Genomic DNA, 15,710 nt, shown 5'->3' with positions numbered 1-15,710 from the left:
CTCTGAAACGAGCTATGTCCCTCAATACGGCATTCTCACAGAGACGCAATTGCGTTTCGTCTTCTTCAAGGACGATCGTGCGGCTGTGTATTTGGGTGCTGCAACTCAACGCCAAGACAAAACTGATTCCTCTCAAGATGCACTTTACGACAAAAACTTAGTGATGCCTTTGATCGGCGCTCGCTATCAGATCTGGAACTCGCTGCATATCTTTGCAGAGGCGCGCACTGAAGACCGCAGCCGTATTGGTTTGTTTGCGGGTAATATGTGGCAATACGAACTCGTATCTTTGAATGCCTTCACAGAGTTCTATGCTGAGGGCGTGATCCTTCCCTCTTACAACAACGACCCTGTATCCACTGGTTGGATCAAACAGGGCTTCCGCTTTAATCTTTCTCAGGCCTGGAAGTTCGATCCTTACATCGAGCTTTACGGTCGTCGTAGCCCGACTCCTGACTTGGGTCGCGATACAGATCAAGCTCGTGCCGGCGCACGTCTGATCGTCGCTGGCGAAAAATTCAGCGCAAGCCTTCTTGCTTACGAAGCGTTCGTATCTGGTGAAAAAAGTCATAACGAAGCCATGTTGGTTTTCGGAGGAGCGTTCTAATGCCTTCCTTTGATGCTTTATTTATTCTATTGGCTTTCGTTGTTGTCGTGGGTGCTTTGACATTCACGCTGGATGACTTGTTCATTGACCTTTACGCTTTGGTAAATCGCTTGAAGCCACGCCAAGTGACATCAGACTTTATTACTAAGATCAAGCAAGAGCCTGAAAAGCGCTTTGCTATCTTGATCGCCAACTGGAAAGAAGCCGAAGTTATCGCTCCGATGATTCGTGGCAATCTTCGTGGCCTTCAATACAAGAACTACACATTCTTCTTAGGTGTTTATCCGAACGATACAGCGACTTGGGATGCAGCTAAAAAACTAGAAGACCTTTTCCCACACAATGTCGTGGTTGTGGTGAACACTCAGCCAGGTCCGACATCTAAAGGTCAAATGCTGAACGAAATGGCCCGTCAGATTTTGAAGTCTGAGATCTCTACAGGTCGTAAATATGATCTGTTCTTGATGCAAGACTCTGAGGACGTTCTTCATCCTCACTCATTGAGCTTGATGAATCACTACTCTCAGAGTGCTGACTTCGTGCAAATTCCGGTATTCTCTTTTGACGTTCCTGCGACTTCGTTCGTGGGCGGTGTCTATATTGATGAGTTCTCTGAGTCACATACTAAAGACCTTTTGGTGCGTGAATCCATGGGAGCCGCAATTCCATCTGCAGGGGTCGGCACATGCCTATCTCGCGCGTTGATGATGAAAATGCAGGATGCTCAAGACGGTCAATTCCTTAAGGAAGACACTCTGACTGAGGACTACCACTTAGGCATGATGACCAAGCAATTGGGCTTTAAATCTCGCTTTGCTTGCGTTCAATATGAAAAAGAAAACGGCAAAAAGGAATTTATCGCGACTCGCGAATACTTCCCTCACTTGTTGCAAGCTTCTATGCGCCAAAAATCTCGTTGGACTTTGGGAATCGCTTTCCAAGGTAAAGACAACTTGAGCTGGACTGGAACTGCCGTTGATAAGTACTTCATGTGGCGTGACCGTCGCGGTCCTTTGAACAGTATTTTGATCGTTTTCTCGGTCTTGTTATTAGTGGCGTTTGCAGCAGCTCGTGCGACTGGAAACTTGCCAGAGATCCTACAGACATCTGCTTTCCAATTCTTGTTGCTACTGAACTTGATCAATATGTCAGTTCGTATCATCCAAAGAATGAAAGCCGTGTCCTTAACCAATGCCCGTATGCACATCCCACTCGTGCCGGTGCGTTGGCTTTTAGCTAACTATATTAATATTGGTGCGACGATCAAGGCCTACCGTCAATACAAGGAAAGCCAAAGAACCGGTCAACGTCCAGCTTGGATTAAGACTGAACATCGCATGCCTGAACACTTCGGAAAAGAAATTGAGGTCCAAAGTACATGAAAAATCTTTTCGCTCTTTTCACCCTTTTCGTAGTCGTAGGTACTACGCAAAATGCAGCAGCTGCTCCTAAGCAAGCCGCAACTGCATTGTGCGTAAATATCTATTACGACAAGTCTCCGGACTCATCCTATTGGATGGGGAAAACCTATGCGACGTTCTTGCAGAATCTTTTGGGTCACTTCCCAGAATATCAGCAAATCGTTTCACCAATTGAAGCCTATAAAAAAGGTGATCTTGATAAGTGTGCAGCGAGCATCTATATCGCTTCTTACTTTGATAACAACATCCCTCAAGACTTCTTGAAAGATTATGTTTCAACAAAATCTAACGTGGCATGGCTGGGCTATAGCACTTGGAAGTTGAATGATGATTTCGAAAAGATCTTTGGCTACAAATACGATCACTTAAGTACTTTGAACCGCTCTCAATTGGACTATAAAGCTCGTCCTAGTTTCTTTAAGAACGTCCTTTATAAAGGCGAAACGTTCTTTAAACACGGCGAATTCAGCAAAGACCAACCCGGTCAATTCCTAGCGGATTTCGAGCAAACGATTGTTAAACCTGTTGCTCCTGAAAAATCTCAAGTTTTGGCGACAGCGCAAAATCCCGTAACGAACGAACAAGTTCCTTACATCTTGCGCGCTAAAAACAAGTTCTATTTTGCTGACGTTCCGTTCAGCTTCATGCATGAAGCTGATCGTTACTTGGTATTCTCTGACGTATTGTTTGATATCTTGAACGCACAACCGCGCAACGCTGATAAGCTCGCATTCCTGCGTATCGAAGACGTTCATGCTTTGGTTCCACTAAGCTGGTTGTACATCACGAACAAAACTCTTCAAGAAGAGCAAGTTCCGTTGAATATCTCGATCATCCCTATTTTCTTTGACCCATTGAAGCAGTACACGAACAATCCAAATGAGGAATTGCTTTCGATGGACCGCCACACAGCATTCATGCAGTACGTGGCTGATTCTAAGAAACAAAATGCTACGTTCATCTGGCACGGTGTAACTCATCAATATAAGCGCCAAATGAATCCTCACTCTGGTACTTCAGGTGACGATTTTGAATTCTTTGATACGACGAACGACGGACCTGTTGCAGAAGATTCTCCAAGCTATGTTTTGGATAAATTGGATGATGGTTTCTATGTTCTACAAAAAGCCGGTATTACGCCAAAAATTTGGCTAACACCCCACTACCAAGCCAGCACTTTGGATAACATCATCTTTGCTAACGTGTTCTCTTGGAACGTGGGCCGTATGATCTATTACAACTTCAAAGCTGAAGACCTGAACTACGCTGCTGCCAACTCAAATCTTTGGATTGAGTCTAAAGCTGCTAATGGCGATGCTTTACGCCGTGATTTCTTTAAGAACTTGCAAGTGACAACAGACTCTCGTCGTTGGAACGGTCAGTTCTTCCCTTACGAAATCTATGGTGACGTTCATGGACAACGTTTGATTCCAGAAAATCTTGGAAACTCTCAACCGTTCCAAAACGAACACGTTACAAATCCTCGCAGCAAAGAGGACATCGTTCGTGATGCGAAAAGAAACTTGGTACTACGTGATGCTTGGGCATCATTCTTCTACCACCCGTTTCTTTTCACGACTTACGAAGACGGTGGCCGTGGCTCTTACCCAGGTGATCCTAGCGAACTTCGCTACATCCTGAGAGAGCTTAAAAAGATGGGCTACAAGTTCATCGATATTAATGAATTTATGAATAAGAATACGAAATTTAAAAGACCTGAACCAATTTATAAGGAAACCAAGTAATGAAACAATTTAAACTCCTCCTATTGGCGTTCGCAGTAGCACCAAGTTTGGCATTGGCAGCTTTAAATCTTCCAGCACCTGAAGTGCTTGTGACGAAAGCCGCTACAAACAGAATCGCTTTGCGTGAAGTGATCATGGATCTTGATCTCAATATTTCTGAGATGAGAGACGCTGTAACTTTCGACAAGTACTTCGCAATCCTTGGCGAACTACAAAAACAAGCTAACCGCATGAACATGGATGCTTACTATCCACAAGCTGTAGAGTCTTTGGGTCTACACATGGTTTCCAATGGTATGCGTTGGTTGGATCTTTCTAAAGATCCTTCTGAAAAAGTTCAGTACTATGCTTCTTGGATGGATGCAGACGCTTTGGGTCGCCTTCTTTCTGTAGCTGAATACCAAATCGAGATCGTTAAAGATCCAACAGCTTTGAAAAAGGTTTCTGCTAACATCGATTCAATCCTTCCGGTTATCGATGCTAAATCTGGCAACCTTCCTTACATCCCTGCTGGTTTCCGCCGTTTGCAATCTGATATCGCGGTAAACATGCTTAAAGGCCGTGCGATGACAGCTGACGAGAACCTTTTCTGGGTTTCTCAAATCAAATTGTCTTCTGCTATGTCTGAATACTTGGATTTCATGAACCAAGCTATTTACTCTATCGCTCCAGCTAACAAAGCTGCGGGTCACGCTTTCTTGGCGCAACTTTTGTTGTTGAACCAACAAGCAACTAAACTATCTGACAACACGCCAGCTTGGTTGATTGCAGGTCTTGGTGATTCTACTGTTGAAACACTTTTGCGCATGGTTCGTTTCGAAGAGCCAATGACTGCTCAAGAGTTCACAACGTCTTTGAATTCATTGGCAACTCGCCAACTTCAAGGCATGGCTCAAACTTGGATGGCGCAAGAGAAAATCCCTTCTGGTAAATACTCTGCGAAATACTTGGAGCTTACAAAAATCCTTATCGAACAAACTCGCTCTAAAGGTCTTGCGAAAGAGTCTGACGATATGGCTAAATGGATCGGCGTTACTGCAGCTCCGGTTCTAGCTAAAGAACAAAAAATCGAAGGCGAATACCTTCTTACTGACAATAAAGGTCGTAAATGGCACTTCACGGTAGCTACGGCTCGTGAAAATATGTTGGTAGCTGCTCTTTCTATGGAAGGTGGCGTTGTTTACAAACCATTCTTCAACGTTGCTTACAACTTGCAAGGTACTGGTTTCGTAGCTTCTGAGCGTTACGAAGATTTGGACCACGATCAAAATCCACCGATCAAGTTCTCTTACGATAACGGTGTTATGACTGTTGTAGATCCATTCGGTCGCGACGGTTTGTCTCGCCTTCAAGGTAAGAAAGTTCAAGAATTCAACGATATGTGGAAAACAGCTGTTGTTGGTTCTCCATACGCTGAAGGTATCTACGAAGGTTACATCTACCCTCCAACTGGTAAACCATTCTTTGCTCGCGTGATCGTGACTGCATTCAATGGCTACACAATGGGTCGTATTGATTCTTCTGTTTTGACTGTTGATTTGAATATCGGCAGCAAAGGCAACGACGGTGTTATCATCATGACTTCTGGTCGTCGTATCGGTTCTTCATGGGTTCAACTTCGCGGCAACCTAACTGACAAAGGTATGAACGCTTACCTAGTTGTTGGTGGTAAAGGCCAAGCTAAAACTATCAGCACTCTTAAAAGAGTTGGGAAATAGGTATTAATATGAACTTTGCTAAACTCGTACTAGGCTTCTTATTATTGTTCAGCGTGCAATCATTTGCCGCTGGCAAATACGTGTCTGGTTTCAACCTGACTGAGTCAGATGGATTCCTTTACGATGCAGCTGCTGCGGGCCAGCCGAAAACTTTGGCTCAACAAGCTGTTGATGAAGCAAAACGTCTTGGCTCAAACCACATCATCTTGAACGTACGTGCGACAATGAAGGGTCCATACTCTTCTGAAATCGTTCCGGTTACGGCTCCAGCTGAGCGTTCTAAAGAAGCGATGAGAATCGCTAAACTTATCAAGTACGTTCAATCTCAAGGTATGACTGTAGGTCTTCGCCCGATCTTCTTCGTAGTTGGTCCAAATGGCGAATTCCCATACATCGAAAAAATGGCTGATGGTTCTGAGAAAACTTGGTGGCATGGTAACATCCAACCTAAAGATCCAAATCGTTGGTTTGAATCTTTCCGCGTTTACTTGGACGTTTATTTGACAGTGGCTAAGCTTGCGAAAGTGGATGAATTCACGATCGGTGCTGAGCTTTACTCTATGACTGTCGGTATTGAAGACCAATGGAAAGAATATCCATACGGTTTCCCAGGTCGTTGGTTGGAACTTCTTCGTTACGTTCGTACGAAATTGCCAACTGCACGTTTGATGTACGATGTGAACTTCACTGACGACAGCGTGAACTCTGGCGGTATCTCTGCTTCTGGTGGTGAATTCGAAAGATGGCGCTACCGTTTGGTAGACCTTGCAGATCGCCAAAACCCAGAAGAGCAAAAAATCTGGGCTGACCTTGCGTCTTTCTGGAAAGAACTAGATGCTATCGGTTTGGATATCTACCGTTCTCTAGCTTCTAACGGTCAACAATTGCCAACAGCTTACGGTGACTTGGTTTCTGTATTGCGCTTGCGTGCGGATTCTTACGCAACTCAATTGGATACTGGGCTTACTCAAATCGAGTTGACTCTTGATCACCACAAACCAGCTATTATCAAAGAAATCGGTTTCCGCTCTGTAGACCGCGGTTTCATCGATCCATTTGCTTACGCTGGTTCAGGTACTGTGAACATCCAAGACCAAGCAGCTGCTTTCCAAGCGATCTTCGAAGCATTCTGGCAACCACAATGGCCATGGTTCAAAGGTATCTTGTTCTGGGATATCGCTATTGACCCTTCTAAAAAAGGTAAAGGCGATAACGGCTTCTCTCCACTAGGTAAAGAAGCGACTGAAAAAGTGATCAAAGATCACTACTTCAAAAACAAATAGTCTTAGAAACTAAAATCCCCGCCTCAACAGCGGGGATTTTTTTATGTCAAAATGGGGAAATTCTCCCCGCACTCTTTGGGGAATTTTGCCTAGTCTAAAATGACCGAGCAGCGAGCTTTACGAATTTGACGCTCGATATCTTCGGGAGTGCCCATAAGCTTATGGAGCTTATTTGACACCTCTCTGCCGCAGGAATCATAAACCACGCGGTTCAAAACATAGGTCATATAGCCACTGGAGCTCTCTGTCGTGACCATGCCTGAGCATTCTACTGTGCGCTTGAAGCCACAGAACTTTGCTTCCGCAGTACTACCTACCAAAATAAGGGCTGAAATGAGATTTAAAATTAGAAACTGAGTTGTCGTCTTCTTCATGGTTGATCCTTCCACCAAGAAGACAAAGCAATTGCTGTGCCTGGAGTAAAACGCCTCACCCGCACCGGACGAAGCGTTATTCTTGAAGTCTATTTTTGGACTGTCGTGGCCTCGTTCCACCACTGCGTGCTCAATAAAGAGTCATTCACTGTTACAAGTTCGCCCAGCTTTGGTGTCACTAAGATCATGCCGTTTTCTTTTGCGGCTTTCGCTAAGCGATCCACAGGCTCATGCCAAGAATGGAATGCCAGTGTGAACATGCCCCAGTGAATTGGGAAGTAACGTTTCGCTTTCAAGTCTTTAAAGGCTTGTACAGATTCCTCTGGCAACAAGTGAACCTCGCGCCATTTTTCATTGTACTGACCACTTTCAACGAATGCGATATCGAAAGGTCCAAGCTTATCGCCAATGTCTTTAAAGTGAGTGTCGAATCCAGAGTCACCGCTGAAATAAACGCTGTGCTTTGGACTTTTAATCACCCACGAAGCCCACAAAGATTTATTCTGATTCCACATTCCACGGCCCGAGAAATGTTGCGCAGGAGTTGCGGTGAGCTCGACATCTCCAAATCTAGAGTTCTGCCACCAATCCAATTCTTGAATTCTCTCTTGCTCAATGCCCCAGCGTTGCAGGTGAGCTCCCACTCCCAACGGCACTACAAATGGGACGGCTTTGTCGGCAAAATATTTGATCGAATCCATGTCGAGGTGATCATAGTGGTCATGACTAATTACGACGACATCAATTTTTGGAAGCTCTGTCAGATTGATAACGGCTTTTTGAAAGCGCTTCATCATAAAACCCAAAGGACCTGTTGAATCTGACAATACAGGGTCAATCAAAACGATCTTGCCACCGATATTCAACAGAACTGTCGAGTGACCAAACCATGTGATCTTAAGATCTTCACTCGGTTTCAAAAACTCGGCAAAGTCAGGCTTCACTTCGGGAAGATTCGCGGAGGGAGTTCGGTCTTTGTCTCCCCCAACCAGGAAATCTTTGAACGTTGAAAAGTTCATGGTGCGTTTACGCATCTCATCCATAATTGTTGGACGACGATTTACGAAAATACCTTTGTCGGCGTCGTAGTTTTTAGATTTTTTAAAATCTTCGGTATTTTCTTTAGATGGCAATTTCCCAAAAGACGATGCACAACCCGTTATTAAAAATCCCCCTGCGATCAGAGCTGAAATAAAAATAACTATAAAAGAAATGATCTTGATCATGTGGCGATACTCCCCGGTCTGAGGATAGTCCGAAAAAATGCGAGATGCCAATCACTTCTCATATACAGACCTCGAAGTTCGTGTCAGTCTTTTATCAAGGAGTCCTTATGATTAGACTTACACCTTTAGTCCTTACTTTATTTGGTTCTATAGCAATGGCGGAAAGCTGTCCTGACCTGAGCGGACTTTATCAAATGACTGAAGGTGCAGTTCTGCGCTATCAAAGCGAAGCCTGCACGCGTGTGATTCGTTGGACGGGATTCACTACTAAAAAAGGCGAAATCATCATGTCACCCGATAAACAGGTGATCTATTTCGACGGCACTCCGATCTGCGTTCAGCAGCGCTGCCAAACCGCGCAGGTCAATGAATCTGGAGTAACTTTTAAACTAAATTATGATGGCTATGTAAAAACCAAAGATCATGGTCTTTGTATGCATCGTCAATATCAACACTCGATAAATTCAAATCAGGATTTACAAGCTAAGTATCAAGTTGAAAACTGTGACGACGGATTCAGCGGTGAAGTCATCAAAGTCTTCCCTCGCACAGCCCTACCAGACGATTTATAATGACACTTGTTTAACTTCGCCTGAGATCGTTTCTTCACCGATTGTCAGGTCTAGCGTGCCCTGCTGAACTAGTAGCGTCCAACGATTGTTCTTCTCTACCTTGTCGCCGGCTTGATCTAAAAACTTTGGATCAATGGCAAACAGTTGCAGGTCCTCGGCACGATGAACTTCATTGCCGCGAATCTCTGCCAAAAGTACTTCCGGATTTTTATATGTATAGACTGCAACCTGCTTAGCTACCTTTGAGGCCTTATGCAGTTTCCGGGACGATGGATTGCCAATTTCAATCCAAAGTTCAATAGCGCCTTGCAGACTCAGCTTTCTTAAGGCCGGACTCTCGGGGTCTGCGAGACCACCTGGAGTAAATTCTAAATGTTCCTGATACATCAGACAGTAAGCCAGTACTCGGCTTAACATATACGGATAAGTTTCTGAGGGGTGTTGGGCTACGCGGAAGTCTAAGGATTCATAGACTCCGCGGTCGATATCAGAAAATTCAATTTGAAAGCGATATAGCATGAACCAGACAGTACACTTAGTGAGTCAAAGTGGAAAGACCCAAAGTATGATCTGTACGAACTTCAACGCGAAGAGCATTTGCACCGTCGTGAACTTCAGAAGCAATCTTATTCAACTGCTCAACACAGCTTTGCATGTTTTCAACTTTGCTCTCTAGTTGTTCAGACATGATATTTCCACGCATGAAGACATACAAAGAAACACCTTTGATTCCTTGGTGGCATTTCAAACGCAAGGTTTGCACACCCGTCGCATCCAAAGTCAAAGTCACGCCACCGGCAATTTTAGAATAGGCTGTTAATTCAGCGGTACCTGCCGCTACGGGAACTTCAACCACACCTTCCACGGCCACTTTATCACTTGCGGCTTGAGCGAAACCAGCAAACATCACGATTCCAAGTACTAGAGCATTTCTCAAAGATTTCATTTGCGACTCCATATAATAATGTTCGCTCGCTAAGATGCAGATCACATGCCGTATTAGCTGGAACGTATTGGAGCTGATGGCGCTAAATACCCGTAAAGAGACACAAAAAGCGCCTCCGTCTGAGCATTAGACATCACAGATGTTAATTTTAAAATTCAACTTTTCTAACAAAGTGGCAGGTGTAGCCGTCGGGATTTTTTTGTAGGTAATCCTGGTGATAGTCTTCGGCCTTCCAAAACTCACCCGCTTTTCCGACTACAGTGGTGACGGGTTTACCCCAGGCTTTGGATTTATCAACTCTTGCGATAACCTTATAGGCCGTTTCTTTCTGTAGATCTGAAGTATAGAAAATTTCGCTGCGATACTGTGTTCCCACGTCATTTCCCTGACGGTTTAGTGTCGTCGGATCATGAATTTTAAAAAAGTAGAGAAGCAGGTTTTCGTAGCTCAATTTTTTCGGATCAAATTCAACCTTCACAGTTTCTGCGTGATTGCTGACCCCAGTTTTTACGATGTTATAAGTGGCATTAGGAATTTTGCCGCCCATGTAGCCGACTTGCGTGGAAGTCACGCCCGGTAGCTTACGAAGCAGGTCTTCCATTCCCCAAAAACAGCCGCCCGCCAGATAAGACGTTTCCGCCAAACTGTGAGAGGAAAAGAGAGCTGTGACCATGACTAAAATAAGAGTGCGCAAGATGTTTTTCATATCGCCATTATACCAGCTTTTATATCGGTTTAATACTTGGAGACAAACGTCTGGGGGTGTCTTTAAAAAACCACTGACTCAAACTAGTCCAAAACAAAAAAGCCTTGGGCGCGAGCCTCCCTTTATATGTAAACTAACAGGGTATATGCATGGAGGCCTCATGAAGTTGTCTACGATGAAGTGGATCGTTGTTTTTGCTGGTTTGCTAGGAGCTCATTCCGCTCTTGCAGCTCGCGTAACTCTTGCTCAAGGCAAGGGTTATAAAATTGAACCGATTTATGGTATCGAGACTGTATTCCGTGATTACCCGACTCCCCACCTGCAAACTCGTTCAATGTATGGTTTGCGCTTGAGCCTGGGTGTCGATCTATTTTCAGTCGAGACCGAATATACAAAGGCCACTGATACTGAAGACTTCTCTACTGCTCCTGAAAAAATCAAAACTGATGATGAGAGATTAAAACTAGGTTTTAGCTCTACTTACCGCATGGAGTATTTCCATCTGACAGGCCGTGCCGGTGCCCAAGCAACACAAACCACTCGCGAAGAGACTTCAGCTGGTGTGGTAACAACGGATAAGCGTCCTATCAAATACAACCCTTACGCGGGTGCCTCCGTCGGGGTCAACTTTGGCCGACTCTCCATCAACTTAAGTTCCACAGTTATCTTTAGAGATAACGATTGGGAAAAAAGCGACTTCCAAAACACCATCTCAGCTGGTGTCGGATTCTAAAGAAAAAGCCAGTGGTGACACTGGCTTTTTTTATTTGATTACATTCCCGGATTCATTCTTAGGAAATTGCTATGCTCTGACAACGTCGTCAGATACTTCAGCATAATCTCCTGAGGATAATTCGCTGGATCGTTGTACTTGGTTTGGAATTCCACGATCAACTGATAAGTCTGTTCATTGTTCAGTGATTTCACTTCACGCAGCAACGCTTGCTCAGCCAAACCATAGGCATTCATGCTCATTTCCTGATAAGTTTCCTTTAGGAAGCTTTCGGCTTTGCTGCCAGTGAATAGCTTATAGTTTTTATGAGCTTCCGTATCAGCCTGACGGAAATTAAGGTTCTTAGTCGTCAACTCTTTACGATATTGAGTTGGGATCAATTTGCCTAATTTAGAAATCATCATCTCGTAGATTTTACGAGCACGACTGTCGGGCTTATTGGCCTCTTGCTTTTTTTGGAAGTCCAAGGCGATTTTGATCAGTGAATCACTAGAGATCACACGACAGTTTTGATCACTTTGGATCGACAACAAGAACACCTCAAAGGTTTCCGTCGCCATGGCTTTATAACCTTGCTCTGAAGCGCTATCTACGCGACTGGCGTTGTGGCGTTCTGCAAAGAAGTTCAAAAGCGTCAAAGTATAATCAAGAGAGGCGAATGTTGCTTTGTCTGACTTTAGAGTCGCAATGAAATCATTCACGTATCTGTTGAATTCTTTGCTAGCATACTTTTCTTGCCATGATCCTTGGACACTACCCTCTGCGCGAGAGGCCCAAAGCTGAACCAGGTCTAATTTTTCTTTTAAGATGCCATCAAACTTTTTACCGCACGTATTGCCGTTGTCATTGCTTTCACTACGAAGAGCCAACTTGGGAGCTTCTTGAGTGGAGATCGCATTGATATCAAGTGCTGCATTTCCGCCCATTGCCTCAACTTGGACTTCGATACTTTTAATAATGGCATTTGAGCTCAGAATCTCAGAAGACAGTTCTTTATCCGCCTCTGAAACCAAAATATTGCTCAAGGCATTGACGATAATACGCTCGTCTTTATCGTTCACCAGATTCACAGAGATGATTTTAACTTTGCCAGATTTCGGCTTTGCTTTTAGCTGCACAATAGGGAGGGGCTTCGCTAAATCCAACTTATACAAGTCTCCGCCACCCTTCCGCGAGATATCGCTGATACGGGCAGATCCCTCGTAACGAGACTGCGGTGCCATGACCGATACCTGTTCATTGAATGGTGCTGATTCATAGGCAAGTGCCGCCGCTGGTGCCTGTAGAACCAATAAAGACGTAATAACCCGTTTCGCCAAATGACGATCCATAAATTCATTCCTTTCAGTGTTTTGTTCTCTCTAGACGTTCGTCTGACTGAAGATTTGAATCGGGAATACGAAAAATCTCGATCAAAGAATGCACGGGATGCTTAAAATCAAACCGCTATTTGTCAGCCCTCAATGAGGACTCTTTTGCGCAATAAAAAACCCGCGAGTCGTGGGGTAACTCGCGGGTTTAAGGTTTTCACCTTGCTTGTTGGGAGGACACTATTGCTTTTTAACTGTACAAATACTTGAAGAACTTTCGGTCGTTACATTACTAGATTGTTCAACAAACGGAGTTTTCAAGATAGAAGAGATCGTTTTAATGCCTTCTTCTACTTTTTCCGTCGTTTCGATATCTGGTGATGGTACTTCAGCACCATCTACTAGTTTATAAACAATTTTCTTAACGCCATCCTTTGTTCTGACGATCTGCTCGTAGGAATTTTCAGTGAGTTGGGGCTCACTCCCGGAAGTATGGGTTGCTTTCACAATACCGACTTCCTTAACATCGCCGTTTTCAAGGGTTGTAGCGGTTTTAGAATCTTCTGACTCAAAGACGCTTTCTGCTGAAGAGCTTAATTCAAACTCCCCTTTTTCCGTTTCTACATAGACTTTAAATGTCTTTGTTCCTTTGTCGGCGGTTTTTTCTACCGTACCATCAACTGAAAAGAAACGAGTTGCATCAATCAAAGTCTCATACTTCATTTTGACAGGCTTAGATTTCCCGTCTGTTGCTGGCATCGAAACGATTTCGACGTTTTCACAGTGAAGTGACTCTCCAGAAAGAGTTTCCGCGATAGCTGCGGTGCTTTTTTCATCGCTCTTGTTAGAGCTACATGCAGCGAAACCTAGAGAAAGAACTGCAATGATCGAAAGTGATTTTACTGATTTCATATTTACTTCCTTTCCAAAATTAATTTGGCGTGGGGCGACTTATATCAGTGCTTTTTTTTCTGTGGTGATTTTTTGTTGCAGCGTAAATTAATTTTTAAAACGCAGCCTTAATTGTCATTTCCCTCTTGTACTGCCTCTGGCTTTTAGCTGACGTCTGTGTTTGCAAATTCCACAAACTCTTGTGACAACACTCTTCCTAATCTTTCTGTAAGATTCCATGAGTTAGTGAATTGGAGTTATTAATGAAGTCAGCGCAATCCATGACGCCAAATTTGTCTCTATATAATAAGAATTTCTGCTGAGTCTCTTTATCTTCCCAAAAATCAGATGCTCCAATAAGTTGCGACCGAGTTCCTTAAAGGAGAGATATTTATGAAACTAATAAATAGACACCTACTAACAGTATTTCCTTTAGCCATTCTGGTATTTCACTCTATTAGCTACGCTGTTGTAGAGGGTGTCATCGGCTCATTGCCCCTTGAAAAGAACATCAATGTTTCATCCCAACTGCCTAGCACTAATGCCTCTGAGATTATTATCTCCCGCAAGCAGTATGTGATTTCATATAATAAGACAACACGCTCACCGAATTGGGCCTCTTGGGAATTAGATCCTCAGAACATGGGCAATGCGGATCGCTCTAATGGATTTTCACAAGATACAGAGCTTGAAGAATACCTAGCAAAGCAAGGCGGACAATATAAAGCAGTCACATCCACGGAATATAAAGGCACATGCTTTGATCGAGGGCACCAAGTTCCTTCAGCGGATCGCACCAACAGCTCTAAGGACAATGAGGCTACTTTCACAATGGCTAATATGTTGCCTCAGACAGCATTCTTAAACCGAGTTTTATGGGAAGACCTGGAACGCTATACTCGTGACTTAGTGACTTTAAAAAATAAGAAGGCCTATGTTATTGCCGGCCCAATCTATGATGAGAATTTCGGAGCCATCGGTCCCAATAAAGATATCCCCGTCCCTTCTAAAAACTTTAAAATTGTCTTCTTGTTAGAGCCGAATCAGACGGCGAAGGATATCTCAAAGGATACCCCAGCTTTGGCCGTCATCCTACCTAACACTCTTGCCGATGGGAGTGCCGTTCCTATGAATGAGAATGTCGATTGTTTGGCTATCTCTAACCTTTCATCCAACAATGGCGATTGGAATGCCTATAGAACTACCGTCGATGAAGTTGAAAAGCTAACGGGTATCAGATTTTAACGAGTTCTTAAGACAAGCAAGGGACAACCAAGATGTCCCAGCATCGCTTGCGTGGTCGAGCCAAACGCCAAGCGATGTTTGATACTTCTTACTGGAGAAGTGACCGCTGCGACCCATATATTATTTTTCTTAACGTATTCAGCGATGGTGTTTGCGACACTCTCATTTTCCTTAACGACCTCCATAATGCTCTCAACACCAAAGTTCTGCAAAATAACGGACGTATCGTGGAGGACTTCGCGCACTCTATCAAACTCTGAGGTCTTCGTTCCTGTTAGCACGGGCATTGTTTTTCTTCTGGTCACATTCACCAAGTGAACTTTTGCCTTAAGAGGTTTTGCTAAACGAGTTAATCGCCGCAAAGCCTTGGCACTTGGTGGAGCTGTTGCATCGACAGCCAGTAAAACCTTGGGCTCCTTTTCGGCGACAAAATCAAAGGGCTCCCTGACATTGACTACTAAGAGTGGTACAGGAGAAAGGAACGCTGCTGTGACGGGAATTCCCTCCAATGACCAGCGACTTGAAATGTGTTTAATATCCACACCCAGAACCAAAACCTGTGAGCGCTTTTTAATCACCCAACTTGCCATCAATCGAACGACTTCTTCATCTCCCGAAGAGTGGCATTCCAAAACGTCCACGTCATGAAAATCGATTTTATCCGAAATCCCGCGGTACAGTGACTGACGGACTTCCTGTAAAATCCTCTCACGACGATGGTCATAATCGTCCGGTGAATAGGGAAAATAACTTTGATGAATAACAGATAAGACAAATATTTCGTCCCATAATCCGTTCTCCTGAAGGATTTTAATTTGCTCGCAAAAGTTTTTTAGAGAGTCATTTTCTGATGCTCTGGGATTCAGAGCGATTACAGCCCGTTTCATCTCGAAAATCCTTTCTAGGCAAATACTCAATACAGAATATCACATC

At 44.0% G+C, this 15,710-nt stretch carries 16 protein-coding genes; 8 read left to right on the top strand and 8 right to left on the bottom strand.

The window, feature by feature from the left end:
* The first annotated feature begins 49 nt into the window (after window positions 1-49).
* Genes ACLVWP_RS06845 through ACLVWP_RS06825 form a run of 5 tightly spaced genes read left to right on the top strand, consistent with a single transcriptional unit; the run spans window position 50 to window position 6,774 of the window.
* Complete coding sequence (locus ACLVWP_RS06845; protein WP_413560871.1) at window positions 50-607, top strand: hypothetical protein; 558 nt, start codon at window positions 50-52, stop codon at window positions 605-607.
* The gene (locus ACLVWP_RS06840) at window positions 607-1,989 is read left to right on the top strand and encodes a glycosyltransferase (protein ID WP_413560870.1); all 1,383 of its coding nucleotides are present in this window, start codon (window positions 607-609) and stop codon (window positions 1,987-1,989) included. Before ACLVWP_RS06845 ends, ACLVWP_RS06840 begins: the two co-directional genes overlap by 1 nt.
* A complete protein-coding gene (locus ACLVWP_RS06835; protein WP_413560868.1) occupies window positions 1,986-3,773 on the top strand; it encodes a DUF2334 domain-containing protein in 1,788 nt (595 codons plus the stop codon). Before ACLVWP_RS06840 ends, ACLVWP_RS06835 begins: the two co-directional genes overlap by 4 nt.
* Window positions 3,773-5,491: a hypothetical protein gene (locus ACLVWP_RS06830; protein ID WP_413560867.1), complete on the top strand. Its 1,719-nt coding sequence runs from the start codon at window positions 3,773-3,775 to the stop codon at window positions 5,489-5,491. Before ACLVWP_RS06835 ends, ACLVWP_RS06830 begins: the two co-directional genes overlap by 1 nt.
* 8 nt (window positions 5,492-5,499) lie before the next feature.
* Entirely contained in the window at window positions 5,500-6,774 is a 1,275-nt protein-coding gene (locus tag ACLVWP_RS06825; protein ID WP_413560866.1) for a glycoside hydrolase family 113, read from the top strand.
* Window positions 6,775-6,863: 89 nt separating this feature from the next.
* Here the strand turns inward: ACLVWP_RS06825 and ACLVWP_RS06820 are convergent, their stop codons facing one another.
* Both ACLVWP_RS06820 and ACLVWP_RS06815 read right to left on the bottom strand, forming a co-directional pair.
* Complete coding sequence (locus tag ACLVWP_RS06820; RefSeq protein WP_413560865.1) at window positions 6,864-7,148, bottom strand: hypothetical protein; 285 nt, start codon at window positions 7,146-7,148, stop codon at window positions 6,864-6,866.
* An 89-nt stretch (window positions 7,149-7,237) separates the two neighbouring features.
* Window positions 7,238-8,374 carry an MBL fold metallo-hydrolase gene (locus ACLVWP_RS06815; protein WP_413560864.1) on the bottom strand — a complete coding sequence of 379 codons (1,137 nt, stop codon included), beginning with the start codon at window positions 8,372-8,374 and terminating at the stop codon, window positions 7,238-7,240.
* A gap of 107 nt (window positions 8,375-8,481) precedes the next feature.
* Between ACLVWP_RS06815 and ACLVWP_RS06810 the strand changes: the two genes are divergently transcribed.
* Entirely contained in the window at window positions 8,482-8,946 is a 465-nt protein-coding gene (locus ACLVWP_RS06810; RefSeq protein WP_413560862.1) for a hypothetical protein, read from the top strand.
* Here ACLVWP_RS06810 and ACLVWP_RS06805 read toward each other — a convergent pair.
* From ACLVWP_RS06805 to msrA, 3 genes are all read right to left on the bottom strand, one after another.
* Window positions 8,941-9,465, bottom strand: coding sequence for a YaeQ family protein (locus tag ACLVWP_RS06805; protein ID WP_413560861.1), 525 nt, complete (start codon window positions 9,463-9,465; stop codon window positions 8,941-8,943). The genes ACLVWP_RS06810 and ACLVWP_RS06805 overlap by 6 nt on opposite strands.
* A gap of 16 nt (window positions 9,466-9,481) precedes the next feature.
* Window positions 9,482-9,892 (bottom strand): hypothetical protein, encoded by a 411-nt coding sequence (locus ACLVWP_RS06800; RefSeq protein WP_413560859.1) that lies wholly within the window; start codon window positions 9,890-9,892, stop codon window positions 9,482-9,484.
* Between the two features lie 148 nt (window positions 9,893-10,040).
* Window positions 10,041-10,598 (bottom strand): peptide-methionine (S)-S-oxide reductase MsrA, encoded by a 558-nt coding sequence (gene msrA, locus ACLVWP_RS06795; protein ID WP_413560857.1) that lies wholly within the window; start codon window positions 10,596-10,598, stop codon window positions 10,041-10,043.
* A gap of 160 nt (window positions 10,599-10,758) precedes the next feature.
* Here msrA and ACLVWP_RS06790 point away from each other — a divergent pair, with 160 nt between their 5' ends.
* On the top strand, window positions 10,759-11,331 hold the full coding sequence (locus tag ACLVWP_RS06790) for a hypothetical protein (RefSeq protein WP_413560856.1): 573 nt from the start codon (window positions 10,759-10,761) through the stop codon (window positions 11,329-11,331).
* A 38-nt stretch (window positions 11,332-11,369) separates the two neighbouring features.
* On the opposite strand, the gene ACLVWP_RS06785 is transcribed toward ACLVWP_RS06790, so the two are convergent.
* Together ACLVWP_RS06785 and ACLVWP_RS06780 are read right to left on the bottom strand one after the other, a co-directional pair.
* Window positions 11,370-12,662 (bottom strand): beta-sandwich domain-containing protein, encoded by a 1,293-nt coding sequence (locus ACLVWP_RS06785; protein WP_413560855.1) that lies wholly within the window; start codon window positions 12,660-12,662, stop codon window positions 11,370-11,372.
* Between the two features lie 219 nt (window positions 12,663-12,881).
* Entirely contained in the window at window positions 12,882-13,553 is a 672-nt protein-coding gene (locus tag ACLVWP_RS06780; RefSeq protein ID WP_413560853.1) for a hypothetical protein, read from the bottom strand.
* Window positions 13,554-13,925: 372 nt separating this feature from the next.
* Between ACLVWP_RS06780 and ACLVWP_RS06775 the strand changes: the two genes are divergently transcribed.
* Window positions 13,926-14,777, top strand: coding sequence for a DNA/RNA non-specific endonuclease (locus ACLVWP_RS06775; protein ID WP_413560851.1), 852 nt, complete (start codon window positions 13,926-13,928; stop codon window positions 14,775-14,777).
* Here ACLVWP_RS06775 and ACLVWP_RS06770 read toward each other — a convergent pair.
* Window positions 14,774-15,694: a universal stress protein gene (locus ACLVWP_RS06770; RefSeq protein WP_413560849.1), complete on the bottom strand. Its 921-nt coding sequence runs from the start codon at window positions 15,692-15,694 to the stop codon at window positions 14,774-14,776. The two genes, ACLVWP_RS06775 and ACLVWP_RS06770, sit on opposite strands and share 4 nt — an antisense overlap.
* Window positions 15,695-15,710: the final 16 nt, after the last annotated feature.

Origin of the sequence: Bdellovibrio sp. HCB209 (genome assembly GCF_047306065.1) — a bacterium.
Lineage (GTDB): Bacteria > Bdellovibrionota > Bdellovibrionia > Bdellovibrionales > Bdellovibrionaceae > Bdellovibrio.
The sequence above is the reverse complement of the archived record's forward strand: the minus strand, read 5'-3'. Positions and strand labels throughout refer to the sequence as shown.